At 47.7% G+C, this 14,937-nt stretch carries 11 protein-coding genes; 6 read left to right on the plus strand and 5 right to left on the minus strand.

Annotation, left to right across the window (positions count from 1 at the left end):
- Positions 1-86 precede the first annotated feature (86 nt).
- Together SFV55_RS23680 and SFV55_RS23685 are read left to right on the plus strand one after the other, a co-directional pair.
- Positions 87-1,013: a sugar phosphate isomerase/epimerase family protein gene (locus SFV55_RS23680; RefSeq protein WP_320032044.1), complete on the plus strand. Its 927-nt coding sequence runs from the start codon at positions 87-89 to the stop codon at positions 1,011-1,013.
- A 126-nt stretch (positions 1,014-1,139) separates the two neighbouring features.
- Positions 1,140-2,567 (plus strand): c-type cytochrome domain-containing protein, encoded by a 1,428-nt coding sequence (locus tag SFV55_RS23685; RefSeq protein WP_320032045.1) that lies wholly within the window; start codon positions 1,140-1,142, stop codon positions 2,565-2,567.
- 324 nt (positions 2,568-2,891) lie between these two features.
- On the opposite strand, the gene mqnB is transcribed toward SFV55_RS23685, so the two are convergent.
- Positions 2,892-3,590: a futalosine hydrolase gene (gene mqnB, locus SFV55_RS23690; protein WP_320032046.1), complete on the minus strand. Its 699-nt coding sequence runs from the start codon at positions 3,588-3,590 to the stop codon at positions 2,892-2,894.
- Between the two features lie 3 nt (positions 3,591-3,593).
- On the minus strand, positions 3,594-4,415 hold the full coding sequence (locus SFV55_RS23695; RefSeq protein WP_320032047.1) for a hypothetical protein: 822 nt from the start codon (positions 4,413-4,415) through the stop codon (positions 3,594-3,596).
- A 161-nt stretch (positions 4,416-4,576) separates the two neighbouring features.
- On the opposite strand from SFV55_RS23695, the gene SFV55_RS23700 reads away from it, so the two are divergent.
- On the plus strand, positions 4,577-5,626 hold the full coding sequence (locus tag SFV55_RS23700) for a PorP/SprF family type IX secretion system membrane protein (protein WP_320032048.1): 1,050 nt from the start codon (positions 4,577-4,579) through the stop codon (positions 5,624-5,626).
- A gap of 465 nt (positions 5,627-6,091) precedes the next feature.
- Here the strand turns inward: SFV55_RS23700 and SFV55_RS23705 are convergent, their stop codons facing one another.
- Both SFV55_RS23705 and SFV55_RS23710 read right to left on the minus strand, forming a co-directional pair.
- Positions 6,092-7,120 carry an MlaD family protein gene (locus tag SFV55_RS23705; RefSeq protein ID WP_320032049.1) on the minus strand — a complete coding sequence of 343 codons (1,029 nt, stop codon included), beginning with the start codon at positions 7,118-7,120 and terminating at the stop codon, positions 6,092-6,094.
- A gap of 160 nt (positions 7,121-7,280) precedes the next feature.
- Positions 7,281-8,786 (minus strand): N-acetylmuramoyl-L-alanine amidase, encoded by a 1,506-nt coding sequence (locus SFV55_RS23710; protein ID WP_320032050.1) that lies wholly within the window; start codon positions 8,784-8,786, stop codon positions 7,281-7,283.
- Positions 8,787-8,923: 137 nt separating this feature from the next.
- Between SFV55_RS23710 and SFV55_RS23715 the strand changes: the two genes are divergently transcribed.
- Entirely contained in the window at positions 8,924-11,587 is a 2,664-nt protein-coding gene (locus SFV55_RS23715) for a putative LPS assembly protein LptD (protein ID WP_320032051.1), read from the plus strand.
- Positions 11,588-11,814: 227 nt separating this feature from the next.
- Here the strand turns inward: SFV55_RS23715 and SFV55_RS23720 are convergent, their stop codons facing one another.
- The gene (locus SFV55_RS23720; protein WP_320032052.1) at positions 11,815-12,585 is read right to left on the minus strand and encodes a GLPGLI family protein; all 771 of its coding nucleotides are present in this window, start codon (positions 12,583-12,585) and stop codon (positions 11,815-11,817) included.
- A gap of 189 nt (positions 12,586-12,774) precedes the next feature.
- Between SFV55_RS23720 and SFV55_RS23725 the strand changes: the two genes are divergently transcribed.
- Complete coding sequence (locus SFV55_RS23725; RefSeq protein ID WP_320032053.1) at positions 12,775-14,223, plus strand: HAMP domain-containing sensor histidine kinase; 1,449 nt, start codon at positions 12,775-12,777, stop codon at positions 14,221-14,223.
- A gap of 6 nt (positions 14,224-14,229) precedes the next feature.
- Positions 14,230-14,925: a response regulator transcription factor gene (locus tag SFV55_RS23730; RefSeq protein ID WP_320032054.1), complete on the plus strand. Its 696-nt coding sequence runs from the start codon at positions 14,230-14,232 to the stop codon at positions 14,923-14,925.
- The last annotated feature ends 12 nt before the right edge of the window (positions 14,926-14,937 follow it).

The raw sequence follows: 14,937 nt of genomic DNA on the forward strand, positions 1-14,937 counted from the left end.
TACCGCGAGCGATCCTTACACTTCGGCTACGCTCAGTGACCGGATCGCTTGCGGTAGCCAAACTCCTCAACTCCTCAACTTTTTTTATGCACAATAGACGCAAATTCCTTGCTCAATCCCTCAGTCTTGGCGCAGGGCTCATGATTGATCAATTTTCGGCCTTGGCTGAAACGCCGTTGCCATTTCAGGTTCCGGCAGATTTTTCCCTAAAAATGCTGGCCACCAATTGGGGATTCAGTGGAACCATGGATGAGTTTTGTGCCAAAGCCAAAAAGGCCGGCTATGATGGCATCGAGGTTTGGGCACCCACTACTGACACGGACCGGATTGCCCTCGAAAGGGCGACCAAGGCGAATGGCCTGGAGTATGGTTTTTTGGTAGGTTCCGGGAGCAGTGACTTTAAAGAGCATTTCACCCAGTTCATTCAGGCCCTTAAAAATGCTTCAACCTTGAAGCCCTTGTACATCAACTGCCACTCGGGTAAAGACTATTTCAGCCAGGATCAGGCCCAAAACATCATTGAATTGAGCATTACCGCAGGCAAAGCCGCAGGAGTACCGGTTTACCACGAAACCCACCGCGGGCGGATTTGTTACTCTGCGCCCATTACCCGGGCTTTGTTGGAAAAAATCCCGGGCATGCGCCTTACCCTCGATATTTCGCATTGGTGTGTGGTGCACGAATCGTTGTTGGCCGATCAAAAGGAAACCATTGATCTGGCACTCTCCCGTACCGATCATATTCACTCCCGCGTGGGGCATCAGGAAGGGCCCCAGGTTACCGATCCCCGTGCGCCTGAATGGGCAGACGCCCTCAAAGCCCACTTGGCCTGGTGGGATAAGGTGGTGGAAATGAAGGTCAATCAAAAACAGCCTTTGACCATTTTAACCGAGTTCGGTCCTCCGATGTACCTGCCAACCGTGCCTTACACCCGGCAACCGCTGGCCGATCAATGGGCAATCAATGTGCACATGATGGAATTGTTGCGTTCACGGTACCTTGTTAAAAAATAGTTGAGAAGTTGAGGCTGCCGCAGAGACTTAGACATGCCAATGGCACACGCACACCATCACACACAAACACACACCCATTCTTGCGGTAGCCTCAACTCCTCAACTTCCCTCAACTCATCAACTTTTATGCTTAATTTCCTCGGTCGTTTCCACCCCCTTCTCGTTCACCTGCCCATTGGTATTCTGCTCCTGGCGGTGCTTTTTGCCTGGCTGGGCCGCTGGCAACGTTTTCAACATTTAAAAGCGGTGGTTCCCTTGGCCTTGCTGATGGGTACACTCGCAGCCATTTTTTCTTGTGTAACGGGTTACCTCCTGTCTTTGAGCGGAGAATATGATTTGCAGGCCTTGAACCAACACCGCAACCTGGGAATTGCGGTAGCCGTATGGGGCGCTTTCTTGCTCCTGCTGCAAAAATCGGGGCTCAACCGTAGGTTTGGTTTCCTGTTTCAATTGGTTTTGATAAGTCTGGTCAGTGTTGCCGGACATCTGGGTGGTTCCTTGACTCACGGCAGTGATTATTTGACCCAGGCCTTGCCAGAGCCGTATCGTGGCTGGTTGGGGCTGCCACCTGCCGTTCTTGCTCCTGCTCAAATCAAAAATCTGCCCGAAGCCAATGCCTACGCAGCGGTAGTAGCACCTTTGTTGCAAGAAAAATGTGTTTCCTGTCATGGTTCGACCAAACAAAAGGGCAAACTACGGCTGGACAGTCCAGATTTTATCCAAAAGGGTGGAAAAAATGGGGAAATTGTCCTGGCGGGAAAAGTTGCAGATAGTGAATTGATGCGCCGCTTGTTGTTGCCCAAATCGGATGAAAAACACATGCCCCCCAAGGAGAAAAACCAACTCAGTGAGGCGGAAGTTAAACTCTTGCATTGGTGGATAGAAACGGGTGCAAACTTTGATAAAAAAGTAAAGGAATTACCGCAAAGCGAGGAGGTCAAACCACTGCTGGCTGCTTTGCAAAAAGGAGAAACTGGTTCAGTTGCTGAAGGTTCAAATTGGCCGGAAGTCAAAGTGCCCGCACCGGACCAGCAGGCCATTCAGGCCTTGAGGGATGCGGGTGCTGTGGTGCTTCCACTGGGGCAGAATAATTCCTTATTGTCCGTCAGTTTTATCAATGTTCCAGATGCCAAGGCCAAAGACCTGGCTTTGTTAAAACCAGTGGCCAAACAAGTGGTGGCACTGCGTTTGAGTGGGGTCGAAGTGAGCGATCAGGATTTGAAAATATTGGCTGAATTGCCCCACTTGACCAGGCTTTATTTGGATGGCACCAAAGTGGGTGATGCCGGTCTGGCTACACTAAAATCCGCCAAATACCTGAACTACCTCAACCTGATCAATACCAGAGTCAGCAAGGCTGGTTTGGCTCATTTGAAGGCAGTTACATGTTTGCGTGAGGTTTATGTTTACCAAACCGCAATTAAAGGTAGTGCTGATTGGCAGGTGCTTAAAAATATGTTGCCCAAGGTGAACATCGATACGGGGGGATACCTGGTGCCTACGTTGGTTTCGGACACCACTTTAGTGAAGGAGGCACCAAAAGCACAGGATTAGGAGCATGCTTTATGCAGGTTTTTGAGATAATTGATCTTTGCTGGCTTAAGCATAGAATCAAAATCATTAAGCATATTTTACCGCAGAGTTTCTCAGATTAAACACAGAGTTTCTCGGAGTTTAGGCCACCTTCGGTGACTAAGAACTCAGAGACGCATGGAATGAACATGAACGCCGAACAATCAAATTTGAATCGTGCTTAACCTCCAGCCACCAAAGGTGGCAAAACTCTTAAAACTAATAAAGCTCAGCGAAACTCCGCGTTTACTCTGCGAAACTCTGCGGTAAAAAGTTAATTCATTCAAAACTCACCGTAAACCTAGTCTAAGCCTCATTCAACTTGTTTTCCAACAAACCTTTCAACATATCGATGAGCACCCCATTTAAGTTTTCAATAGCCAGAGGAATTTCCCAGGCGTCCCGATTGCGGGGCTCAACGAAGTTGGAGATGGAACGGATTTCCAAAAAAGGGGTCTGGTACATCAAACAAGCATAAAAAGTGGCGGCCCCTTCCATACTTTCCACACTAGCATTGCTGCGGCGTTTGAGCTGTTCGATGCTGGAAGCGGAGCCGTGTACCTTGTTGACGGTAATGCCGTGTACTTTGGGTAAAAAATCGTACGCAGAGCCAAACGTATTGACCATTTTTCGATCCTGAAAAGGTGGCGCTTCAGGGTGGATCAAATTGAGTTTGAATAGATCGGTAAAACTGCCATCGGCTTCTTCGACGCCCAAATCGGCGAAGGTTTCCGAGATGACTTGCACCACTGCACCGAGTTCAAGGCGGGTATCCAAAGCGCCAGCGATGCCAGCATTGATCACCAAATCGTAACGCACCGTGGTCAGGGCCCTGGTGAGTTGAAACATGGCCAACGGCAGGCCTACCCCTGTTAGCAATATGCTAATTTCCAATTCGTTAAAGTTGAATTTCCGATTGGCGTCGGGAGCTTTTTGCTGCTCCAACCATTGCAATACGGGGGCTATTTCAAATTCGTTTGCGGCGACAATTAATAAGTTTTTCATGAATCACTTCTTTTTACGGAAAGCTAGTCCTGCTGAAGGGGTGAAGCCCAGATATGGGTGATACGCTGCGGCACAATCAAATACCAGATTTTGGAAAATGGGCAGGCCGAAGCCAAAACTCCAGCCTCCGGGGGCGGAATTCACACCAGCGCGTAGGTAAATGGCCTTGGAGGGGTTGTATTCGATACCGATGCGCATGTCCGCCGGGAAGTCAATGTCTTTGTACAATTCGCTGTATAATATCACTTTATCCCCTACTGCATAGGACAAACCGGCGCTAAAAGCGGTAGGCGTATACTCTCCATCTAGCAATTCTTGCCGAATGGCGTTGCGTACCTGGGCTGCTGCCCAAAGTTTGGGCAACAATTCTGCCTGGATGCCGAAATCTACATTGAATAAGGAGCGGTTGCCGTATTCACTGATGCTGATCTGAGACCAATGCAATTGCCCACCAATGCGCAAGCGATCCGACAATTTGCGGGCGTAGGCCAGGCCTGCCCCTGTCTCGCGGTAATCACCAGTGCCAAAATTGCGCAAGGTCAATCCAAAAACGCCCGAGAAGGTGGGCAAAGCGGCACCAAATGCGGCATGATTTAGGTCAGCCAGTAAATAACGTTGTTCCACCATGCCCATTGCGCTGAAGGTTTCCAGCTTGGCCAGCCCGGCCTGATTGCCAAAAAGGCTGTGCAAATCCGTAAAATTCAGCGAGGTTTTACCCAGGGCATTGCTGCGTGGTGAAATGGGAGCAAGCAAGGCATTCTGGCCCTGAAGGCATTGAAAACAGGTGGCTAGAACAAAGAATAGGATGGTGCGGAACCGTTTCATGGACATGTAATTGACAGGTGGTAAAACTAAGGAAATTATTTCAGCGCACCCATTTTAACAGCTTTTTGTATTTTTGAAAATGTTTATAAATGTTAAACTCTGTATATTAGCAAAAAGAAAGCCCAAGCAAACTTATCTTGAGGCTCGAATAATTCCAAAACATGAAGCAATACATACTATTTTCGATCCTGTTTTTGTCCTTTTGGGCAAAAATACAGGCGCAAGACCCCCGCTTCGCCCAATTTTATGCCTCCCCTCTGCATGTAAATCCCGCGATGGCTGGTGTAACCAGTGGTTCTGCTCGCTTGGCGGTGAATTACCGCGACTTGTACTACAGCCTTTTGGGCAATAAACCATTCAGGACCGTTTCAGCCAGTTGGGACCAGCGGTTTCGGGCGGTGCAAAAGGACTATTTTGCCATCAGTGGCTCCGCTATGCGCGATCAGGCTGGTTTGGCCAATTTTCACCTGACCCAATTTAACGTGGGAGGAGCTTACCTCAAGCAGGTCAATGGTGGACGTTTTGCCGCCAATGAGCAGTACATTGTGGTAGGTGCACAGTTGGGTTTCGCCCAGCAATCGCTCAACTGGTCGGATTTGTCCTTTTCGGCACAATACGATGCCAACGGATATTTCTTCGACCCCAATGCCCCCACCAATGAGGCCTTTGATGGGGTAAGCAGCAATCCTTATTTGGATTTTAATGCGGGAGCCTTGTGGTACGCCGTTTGGGACGACAACAAAAGTTTGTACCTCGGTGGCGCCATGCACCATTTGAATACGCCCTCTGCCTCCTTTACGGGCGATGATCAGGTGCGGATATTCCGGCGCTACAGCATCCACGGTGGGGGTGAACTTCCCTTGACCAAACAGTTGAGCCTCATGCCTGCCTTTTTGTTCATGAACCAGGGCCCCATGATGAGTACCACCCTAGGTACCAACATTCGTTATACCAACCGCGAGTGGAAGGAACTGGCCCTGCGCACCGGCATATGGACCCACGTCAACAACCGCGCTGATCGGGGTGTTGGAGTGGACGCAGTGATTGTGGCGGCTATCTTTGAATTGGAAAAATGGAACCTGGGTTTCAGTTATGATATTACTTCTTCGGGGCTGAGGGCTTCGAATTATTCGAGGGGGGCCTTTGAGATGTCACTGACTTATATTAAGCCTGATCGGAGTCGGTCGCGGTTGATTTGTCCTAAGTTGTAGCTTGACTGTTTCAGAAAAATTGTTTAAACATATCATCCTTTTAATGCGAGTTTGGGGATTAATCCCTCAACCACATCTAACATCTTGTAACCGCCCGTTTCAACGGGTGGATTTAAGCTCCCCGCCCCTCATATCTAACATCTTTTCAGAGGCTTACATCATAAAATTTTGTAGATGCAAGCCTCTGGAAAGATGTTAGATGGAATAAGGTATAACGTCTAACACCCGCCGTTGAAACAGCGGGTTACAAGATGATAGATGTGATTAGTGGTAATCCTTAGATGATCAACTTGTATTCAGTACTCTTCAATAACTCTCTGATCATAACATCGCGAATAACAAAAAAGGACCCAAAGCATACAAAGCAAAGCGTTGTCAACGTCTAACTCTGTGTCCTTTGAGTCCTCTTTTTTCCTTTGTGGTAATAAAAATGTCGCTTTGGCAATTACCACAGACGACAAACAGTTATTGCTTCTTAGCATCCAACTTATCATACTTCAACACCCGCTTTCTACCTTTCAGCGGAATGTACCGATAAGGGCGATTTTTAATATCCTGTGTCAAGGAATCAGCGTTCGCACTCAAGCGATCAATGCTGTTGTACAGGCTATCATTGCTGAGCAATTTGCCCAATGAGCCTTTACCTGCTTTGACATCGGTCATCATTCCTTCTACGGAGCCCAAAGCCTTATCCGCTTTGTCCAAAGTCACTTTTAATCCCGCTAAAGTCTGATCAACTTCTGCCATGGTCTTTTTCAAGTCCATTTCATTCAACTGGCCGCTGAATTTATCCGCATTGTTGATGATGCTGCCAATTTTGGCTTTGCTGCTGGCCAGGCTGGCACCCAGCTCGTTTAGGCTTTTGAGGGTGCCTTTAATTTCGCCGGAAGAAGAGGCCAGGAGGCGATCAGCTGAAGCGGTAGCCGATTGCAGGTTGGCCAGGGTCAATTCCAGGTTTTTCAGGCTGCGGTTGATGGGGCTATTGGGATCACCATGGCTTAGGCCCTCATTCAGTGAATCCAGAGCGCCTTTAATGCCTTTCTGAAAGATTTCTACGTATTGCTTGAGTTCTTCCTGAGGGATATTGGCCCCCAGGAAGCCAACTGCGCCGGGGATCAGGTACGAACCTGGTTCGAGCATGCCCTGGCGTTCTTCCACTGGCGGGAATTGCAGGCGAACACTTTTGGTGCCCATAAAACCATTGGCAAAAATCTCCGCACGGGTGCCCTTAGGCACTTCCAGATCCTTGTTTAAATCCAGGGTAACCAGCACTTTTTCCGAGCCTTTTTGCAGTTTGACATCGGACACAAAGCCAACATTCACCCCCTGAATTACCACCGACGAGGAAGTTTGGATGCTGAGGGCGTCCTCGTATTCCACATAGTAGAGGTTGGAGCGGGTGAGGATGTTTTTCCCTTTGATGAATTTGATTCCCCAAATGGAAAGTGCAATTGCAACAACGGCCAGAAGGGCGATTTTAACTTCGTTTGACATGAAATGCAAAATTTTGGAGGCGCAAAGATAGAAAAAGAGTTGAGAAGTTGAGGAGTTGAGGGGTTGAGAAGTTTAGGCTGCCGCAGCGATCCTTACATTTCGACTACGCTCAGTGACCGGATCGCTGCGGCAGCCTAAACTTATCAACTCCTCAACCTTTTCAAGGGATGCCCAAAACTTTTTTAGCCTCGGGCAAAGAAATCCTTTTTCCATCTTTAAATGCCACGATAAAAGCATCATTGAAACCCAGTTCCTTACAACGGCTACGCACCTGATTGGCCTGTTGGTAATCGGCGTAAGCCTGGGTACGAACCTTGTATAGATTGTCTTCCTGAGCCACTTCCAGCGGAAAAGGAAAGGTTTTCCATTTTGATTCCGTCTGGTTGGGGGCAGCTGGGGTGGCAGCCAACTGGATTTTGAAATTTACTTCAGCACTGCTGTTATTGACCATTGGATTGTTTGGGGCCGGGTTCCGATTGAGGTTGGGTCCCGGCGGCACAGGGCCGTAGCGGCTGGCTGTATTGGAGTAGCTCGTGTGGTTGGGACCAGCATTGTGACTATTGCCTCCGGGGTCATTGGCCCGTTCAGGTGCTGGAATTTCTTTGGGCTTGGCTAGTTCAGCAGTATTGGTTTCACGCTGGGACGCAGCAGTATTGTTTTGGTTTTGCTTGGAAGAGCCATAAGAATAGGCCACTGGATTAGCGGTGTTGTTGGTATTGGCAACGGCCTCTTTTTGCCCAGCATTATCATATTGACTATCGTTGTTAAAATCTGGAGACTCAGCGTGATTTTTGTACAAAGTAAAAGCTTCCAACATGGCTCCGGCCACCTGATCCTGTCCAAATTGGCCATTTAAAAATTGCTCTTCCGCAGGATTGGTCAAAAAACCAACTTCTACCAGGACACTGGGCATGGCTGTTGCTTTCAACACCACAAAACCTGCTTGTTTTACTCCACGTGATTTGCGCTTGGCTTGCTGGTTCAGCTTGTTTTCAACCAGCTCCGCGAATTGTAAACTTTGTTTCAAATACGCATTTTGAAACATGCTGATCATGATGTGCCCTTCGGGGGAATTCGGATTGTAGTCGTAATTTTTTTGGTAATTATCTTCCAGCAGGATGGCAGCGTTTTCGCGTTTCGCCACCTCCAGATTGTATTGGGCAGTGTGTAAACCCATGACGTAGGTTTCTGTACCATAAGTTCCACTGTTGTTGCCGGGCATGGCATTGCAATGTATAGAAATGAACAAATCGGCGTTGTGTTTATTGGCGATGTCGGCCCGCTCATACAAGGGAATGAACACATCCTTGTCGCGGGTCAGTACGACTTTCAGGCCGGGAAAACGTTGCTGCAACTGTTCGGCCAGTTTTTTGGCGATGGCCAGGGTTACGTGTTTTTCGTGGGCGCTGGCCCCGTGACAGCCAGGATCGTGGCCACCATGGCCTGCGTCGATGACTACGGTTTTGAGTTGGTAAGAAGTATTGGGCTTATGCAACGATGAATCTGACCAGGAATAATTTCCCAGCTTATCCTCAGGGATTCGGTGGCTTTGTATAACTTTGCCCGGCCGATGGCCAAAGGCTGCTAAGGAAATGTTAAACCCTAGGATAACAGCGGACGAGATGAGGATGAGCTTCGTTTGGAAGGAAATCTTTGTTTTTGTCATAGTTCGTGGGTCTAAATTAAGCGTGGTATTTAGTTCGGTGGATAAAAATTGATTGGGGTTTGATTATGAACAAAATGCAAAATAACCGAATTCATTTTTGGAATGCAACAAGTAGCTGGGCAATTTTATTATTTTGCTTGGGATTCACTCCTTTACTGGCACAAGATCCCTATCCAAAACTGCCTGATAGCCTAAGCGTTGCAGACACCCTTCCGGTTGTTTTCCCTGATTCTTTTCAGTTCAGTGCACCCCGAACCATTCGTTTTTCCAATGATTCCCTGGATGCTCCGGTGGAATACAACGCAGTGGATTCCATGGTATTGGACAATATTGCGAAAAAAATCTATCTATACGGTCAGGCTTCTGTAAAATATACGGACATCAACCTGAAAGCGGCTTTCATTGAATTGGATTGGGCCAACAACCTGGTTACCGCTGAAGTACGTGAGGATACAGTGACTGGGCAAATGATTGGAGTACCAGAGTTCCAGGATGGGGACCAAACTTTTACCGCCAAACGAATGCGCTACAACTTCAAAACCCGCAAGGGCATGGTTTATGATGTGCGCACCAAACAAACGGACCTTTTTGTGCATGGTTCGAGGATGAAGTTCATTCAAGGAGAGAAAAAAGACACCTCAAAACCTGAAAACACCCTTTTTGGGCAAAAGTTGCTTTTTACCACCTGTGAAGCCGATCACCCCCACTTTGGGGTACGGAGTACCAAACAAAAAATTATCCCAGATAAATTGGCCATTGTGGGGCCTTCCCAGATAGAAATTATGGGGGTTCCTACCCCGATTTGGTTGCCATTTGGGTTCTTTCCTTTAAAAAAAGGGCGGAGTACGGGTTTATTGTTTCCGCGCGATTACGAGTATTCGGAGTCATGGGGCTTTGGTTTGCGGGACATTGGCTGGTATTTCCCGGTGGGGGATCACTTAAACCTGGCTTTGCGCAGCAACATTTACTTTAAGGGTACTTATGGTTTGGCGTTGCAAGCTGATTACCGCAAACGGTATCAATTTTCGTCGGGACTAAACCTGCGTTTTGACTCCCAAGTGCAGGAAAATCTAGAGACTGGAAAATACGGACGCACCAAAAGTTTTGGCATCCAGTTCAATCTCAACCAGGAAGCAGCAGCCCACCCCAATGCTAAAATTGGTGGCAACATCAACATCCAGGGAAACCGCAACAACCAGCGGGTGTTCAACGACGCGTATAACGTATTGAACTCCCAATTGTACTCCAACCTGAATTTTTCCAAAACCTGGCCAGGGAAACCCTATAGCCTCAGTGCTTCGTTCAACCACAGCCAAAACCTGAACAATCGCAAGGTAACCATCAATTTTCCGAACGTACAATTCCAGACCCAGACCCTCTACCCCTTCAAGAAAAAGGTTACCAACGACAAGTGGTACGAAAGTATCGCGCTGCGTTATGCCGGCGAGGCACGCAACAGTTTTGTCACCAACGACACCTCGATTTTTACCCAAAAAATGTGGAATGACGCCGTTGCGGGGGCCAGACACAACATCGACGCCAACACTTCTTTCAAGTTGTTGAAATACATCAACGTCAACCCCAACGTGAGTTTTAATGAAATATGGCAGCTAAAATCGATCTCCAAGTCTTTTGACTCCCGAAATGTCATTACTGCAGATACCCTTGACGACCCCTTTGATCCAGCGAAATCGCTGATCCGTTACGATACAACTTTTGGTACGGTCCGAACCGATACCTTATCAGGTTTTGCCTCCTTCCGGCAGTTTTCGGCAGGGGTAAGTTTAAATACCCGGATTTTTTTCACCCTCAAAACGGGCAAGTTTACCCCCTTGCGGGCGGTGCGCTGGGAAATGCGGCCCAACCTCTCGTTCAACTACTCACCTAACTACCTGAATCCCGCCCTGAATTATTTCGACAGCGTCCAACAGGATTCGCGCTTTCCTCTGATCAAACAGATTTATTCGCGCTTTGACAACATCGCGGTATACGGCACCCCCACGCCAAGCGGCCGACAGATGGCCATCGGCTACAGCCTCAACAACATTTTCCAGGCCAAGGCTTATTCCAAAAGGGATTCGATGGAGAAAAAAATCAAACTCATCGACAACCTGGTCATCGGTGGCAGTTACAACTACGCTGCTGACTCTTTGAAGTGGAGTCAACTCAGTATGAGTACAACAGCGCGTTTTTTCAAGGGCATGACCACCATGGGCTTTTTTATGAGTTTGGACCCCTATCTGGAAAACGCTCAGGGCTTGCGTTACAACCGTACGGTTTGGCAGCAGGGCAGAATAATCCCAAGGATGGAAACGGCGCGTTTTTCCTTTGTGACCGATTTGACGGTGCAAAAAATCCGCGAAATGTTTCAGGGAAAAAAAGAGGAATTGATTACGGATGTACGCAACAATCAGCCTAAAAAAAGAGACGAGCAGGAACAGGATTTTCTAAGCTTGTTTGAAAACTTCAGCATCTCCCACAACCTTGATTTTTCCTGGGAAGCACGCGGCAAGGAAACCGTCTTTCGGATGGGAACCAACTCGATCAACGCGCAGGGGAATGTGGAATTGACCAAAAATTGGGGCGTATCGGTGGGCAATATTGGATATGACTTTGTCAGCAAAGGATTGACTTATCCTGCGATTGGTTTTACCCGCGATCTGCATTGCTGGCAACTTTCTTTTGCCTGGCAACCTCAGCGAGGTACTTATGTGCTGAACATTCAAGTGAAACCAGGCACCCTGGATTTCATTAAGATACCTTATCAGAAGAACAACTACGACAGTCGCTCAGGGTTTTAGGATTTCAGAATGGGGATTTCGAGCACGATTGTATTCCAAAAGTGAAGGATATGAATTGCCACGTGCTTTAGCTCGTGGATAGGTATTGCCCTTTGTTATGGGCTTTAGCCACAGCTTAAATCTTCAAGCGAGTGGCTAAAGCCCAAAATAAAGAGTGTTCCGATGCCCCCAGGCTGAAGCCAGGGGCAATTCATGTCCTCCGAGCAAAAGGTCCTTTGCTCGTGGGTTTAGTTTCGAATGATAATCTGGCGACCAGGTCCACCCTGCATCATACCAGATTCACGCATTTCTTTCATTTTCTCCTCGCGGATTTTGTTGTATTCCGCGCGGGTTACTTTTTTGCCTTTTTCTGGCATCTTAATACTGCCTTCCGCTGGTTTTTGCAACTTAACTTCAGTAGCAGTAATCACACTGCGGCCGCCGTCGAAATCAACCTCCAGAATCATTCCAGGCAAACCACCATAACCCTGTGGGCCAAGAGCAACTGGGATGGTTGGTGCAAACCAGGCAGTGACAAGCCGGGCACGGCCCATCAAGCTGTCGGTGAAGGTAGCCGAGATACAAGGGTAATCCAGGATTTTCTTTTGCTGCCCGGTTACTTTCCAGGCCCGGGTTTGGATCACGTCATCGATCAAAAACGGCTTGCCAAACAAATCCACTTCTTCCACCTGGCGGTTGTTGGCCAGGTCCTTATAAATCGGCGGGTTGAAGCGGCGCATCATAAACCGCATTCCACCACCTTCACCTCCAGCCGCTTCATCAGTAGCCGAGGCAATTTCCTTGTAGAGGGAAGTGGTAGCAGTAAAATTGAGGTTGAACTCATTGGTCATGGATTCAGGGATATTCCGAACCATGTTAGGGTCCATTCCAGCAGGGGCATTGGCCTGGACTTCCCGACGCATGTACACCGTTTGTTTGAACAGTACCGTACCTTCGTTGTTTTGAGCAGTAACAGCCAGGGACAACAACCCAAAAAATAACAGCAGTAAATTCCTCATGGGTAATTCCTTTTTTGAAAGACAAAGCTAAGCTTGAATCGGCCAGTCCCCAAGTTAACGTTCCTTGATTTAAGGTTAATAATGGTTAAAGGCAGGTGCGCGGCCTTTTGCTTTACTGTAACTTTGTGCCGAAATAAATTTTCAAAATCTACTGATTTGTATCGGCACAATACATTATACCGGGCATTAATGACAGGCAGCTTGCTGCTCCTGGCTATTTTCCAGATTTACTGGCTGAGAAAGGTATATGAGGAACAAGAGAGCATTCTGCGCCACCAATCGGAGAATGTTTTTATTCAAACCATCCGCGATTTGCAGGATTCCCTGATCCAGCGCAAGATCGTCTTCATGGAGGAAGACCCCAAACGTTCCATCAGACAAGTCATTCCGCCCAATTTCCAGTTTGAATCCAAGACTCCGCCTCCATCCAAACCTTCCACGATGGTGGTTGTGCGGATGGATAGCGTCACCTTTGTTCACCGCGACACCTTTCCTGAAAAAAGGCCCATCAATTTTTACCTGCGGCAGCGCAGCCCTAAGGATGAACGCATTCGCCGTTCTTTCGGCCTGCGCCGGGGAATTGGTTTGGCTTTGAGCAAAATCCCCAAGGGCGCCAATGCCATGTTCGAGCTATCCGACGATACCATTCCAAAGGATCAATTGATCAAACGGTACAAAAGTCAGTTGGAAAAAAATGATCTACCCTTGGCTTTCTCGGTGAGCAAAATCGACTCCCTGCCCGATGAGGTGGCCAAAGCAGGGATTATCCATTACGCCCCAGCTAGCATTCCTCCTTTCCAGTTTTATCAGTTGGAGGTGGAAGATTACCGCTGGTTTTTGCTCCAACGAATGGCACCCCAAATGATTTTTGGTTTGTTCCTCTTGCTGTTTACCGGACTAACCTTCTGGGTGATCTTCCGCAGTTTGCGGCAACAACAGCAGTTGACCAAGTTAAAAAACGATTTCATCAGCAACATTACCCACGAGTTAAAAACGCCCATTGCAACTGTAAGTGTTGCTTTGGAAGCCCTGAAGGATTTTAATGCGCTAAACAACCCACAACGCACCCGGGAATACATCGATATTTCTCAGCATGAAATGCAAAGGTTGTCGATGCTGGTGGATCGGGTCCTGAAAATGTCGATGTTTGAAAGCCAGACGTTACAAATCCAGCGAGAGCCTTTTAATTTGAAAAATGCAGTTCAAAAAATCCTGGAGTCGCTTAGTCTGCAATTTGAAAAAAATCGGGCCAAGGTGAACTTTACTACCGAAGGTCAGGATTTTCAAATTGATGCCGATCCGATTCATTTGACCAATGTGGTGTACAACCTATTGGACAATGCTCTAAAATACAGCAAAGACCAACCCAACATCGATATCAATCTGGCTGAGCACAATGGTTCCCTCACCCTCAGTGTCAAAGACCAGGGCATTGGCATACCCAAGGAATTCCAAGGTAAGGTCTTTGACCAGTTCTTTAGAGTTCCTAATGGAGATCGGCACAATGTAAAAGGATATGGTTTGGGCTTAAGTTATGTTGCGGGAGTCATTCAACAGCACGGTGGTCAAATCATTTTGGATAGTGAAGTGAATCAAGGAACCCGTTTTACGGTATTTTTGCCCAGACACAATAAATAAGATGTAGTGGCAACAAAAGTACTGTACGTAGAAGATGAGCTATTTTTGGGCAAAATTGTCCAGGAAAGCCTAGAAAGCAGGGGGTTTGAAGTGGTAATGATCGACGACGGCGCCCAGGTAATGGCAGCTTTTGATTCTTTCCTCCCCGATATTTGCCTGCTCGACGTAATGCTGCCCAATCGCAATGGGTATGAATTAGGCGAGGACATTCGCCAAAGCTTCCCTACCCTACCCATTATTTTCCTGACCGCCAAAACCCAAACCGAGGATGTTTTGAAGGGATTCAACTCGGGGGGAAATGATTACATCCGCAAACCCTTCAGCATGGAGGAATTGATTGCGCGCATTTACAACCTGCTCAACTTGAGTGGGCAAGTTCCAAATGAAAATGGGAACGAACAAAACGGAATTATCCACCTGGGAAAATACGAATTTGATTTGCGCAAGTACGAGTTGAGGTTTCATACCCAAATCCGCAAATTGTCACATCGGGAAGCAGAACTACTCAAAATCCTGGCCGACCATCGCAACTTTACGGTAGAGCGAAAATTGATCATGCAACAGATCTGGGGCGATGATTCTTTTTTTAATTCGAGGAACTTAGACGTCTACATCACGCGCCTGAGGGACTATTTGCGCGAGGACGATCGGGTGCAAATCATTACGCTAAAGGGGGTGGGGTATCAGTTCATAGTAGATTAGAAGCTTAAGCAA

Origin of the sequence: Haliscomenobacter sp., assembly GCF_033763495.1 — a bacterium.
Classification (GTDB): domain Bacteria; phylum Bacteroidota; class Bacteroidia; order Chitinophagales; family Saprospiraceae; genus Haliscomenobacter.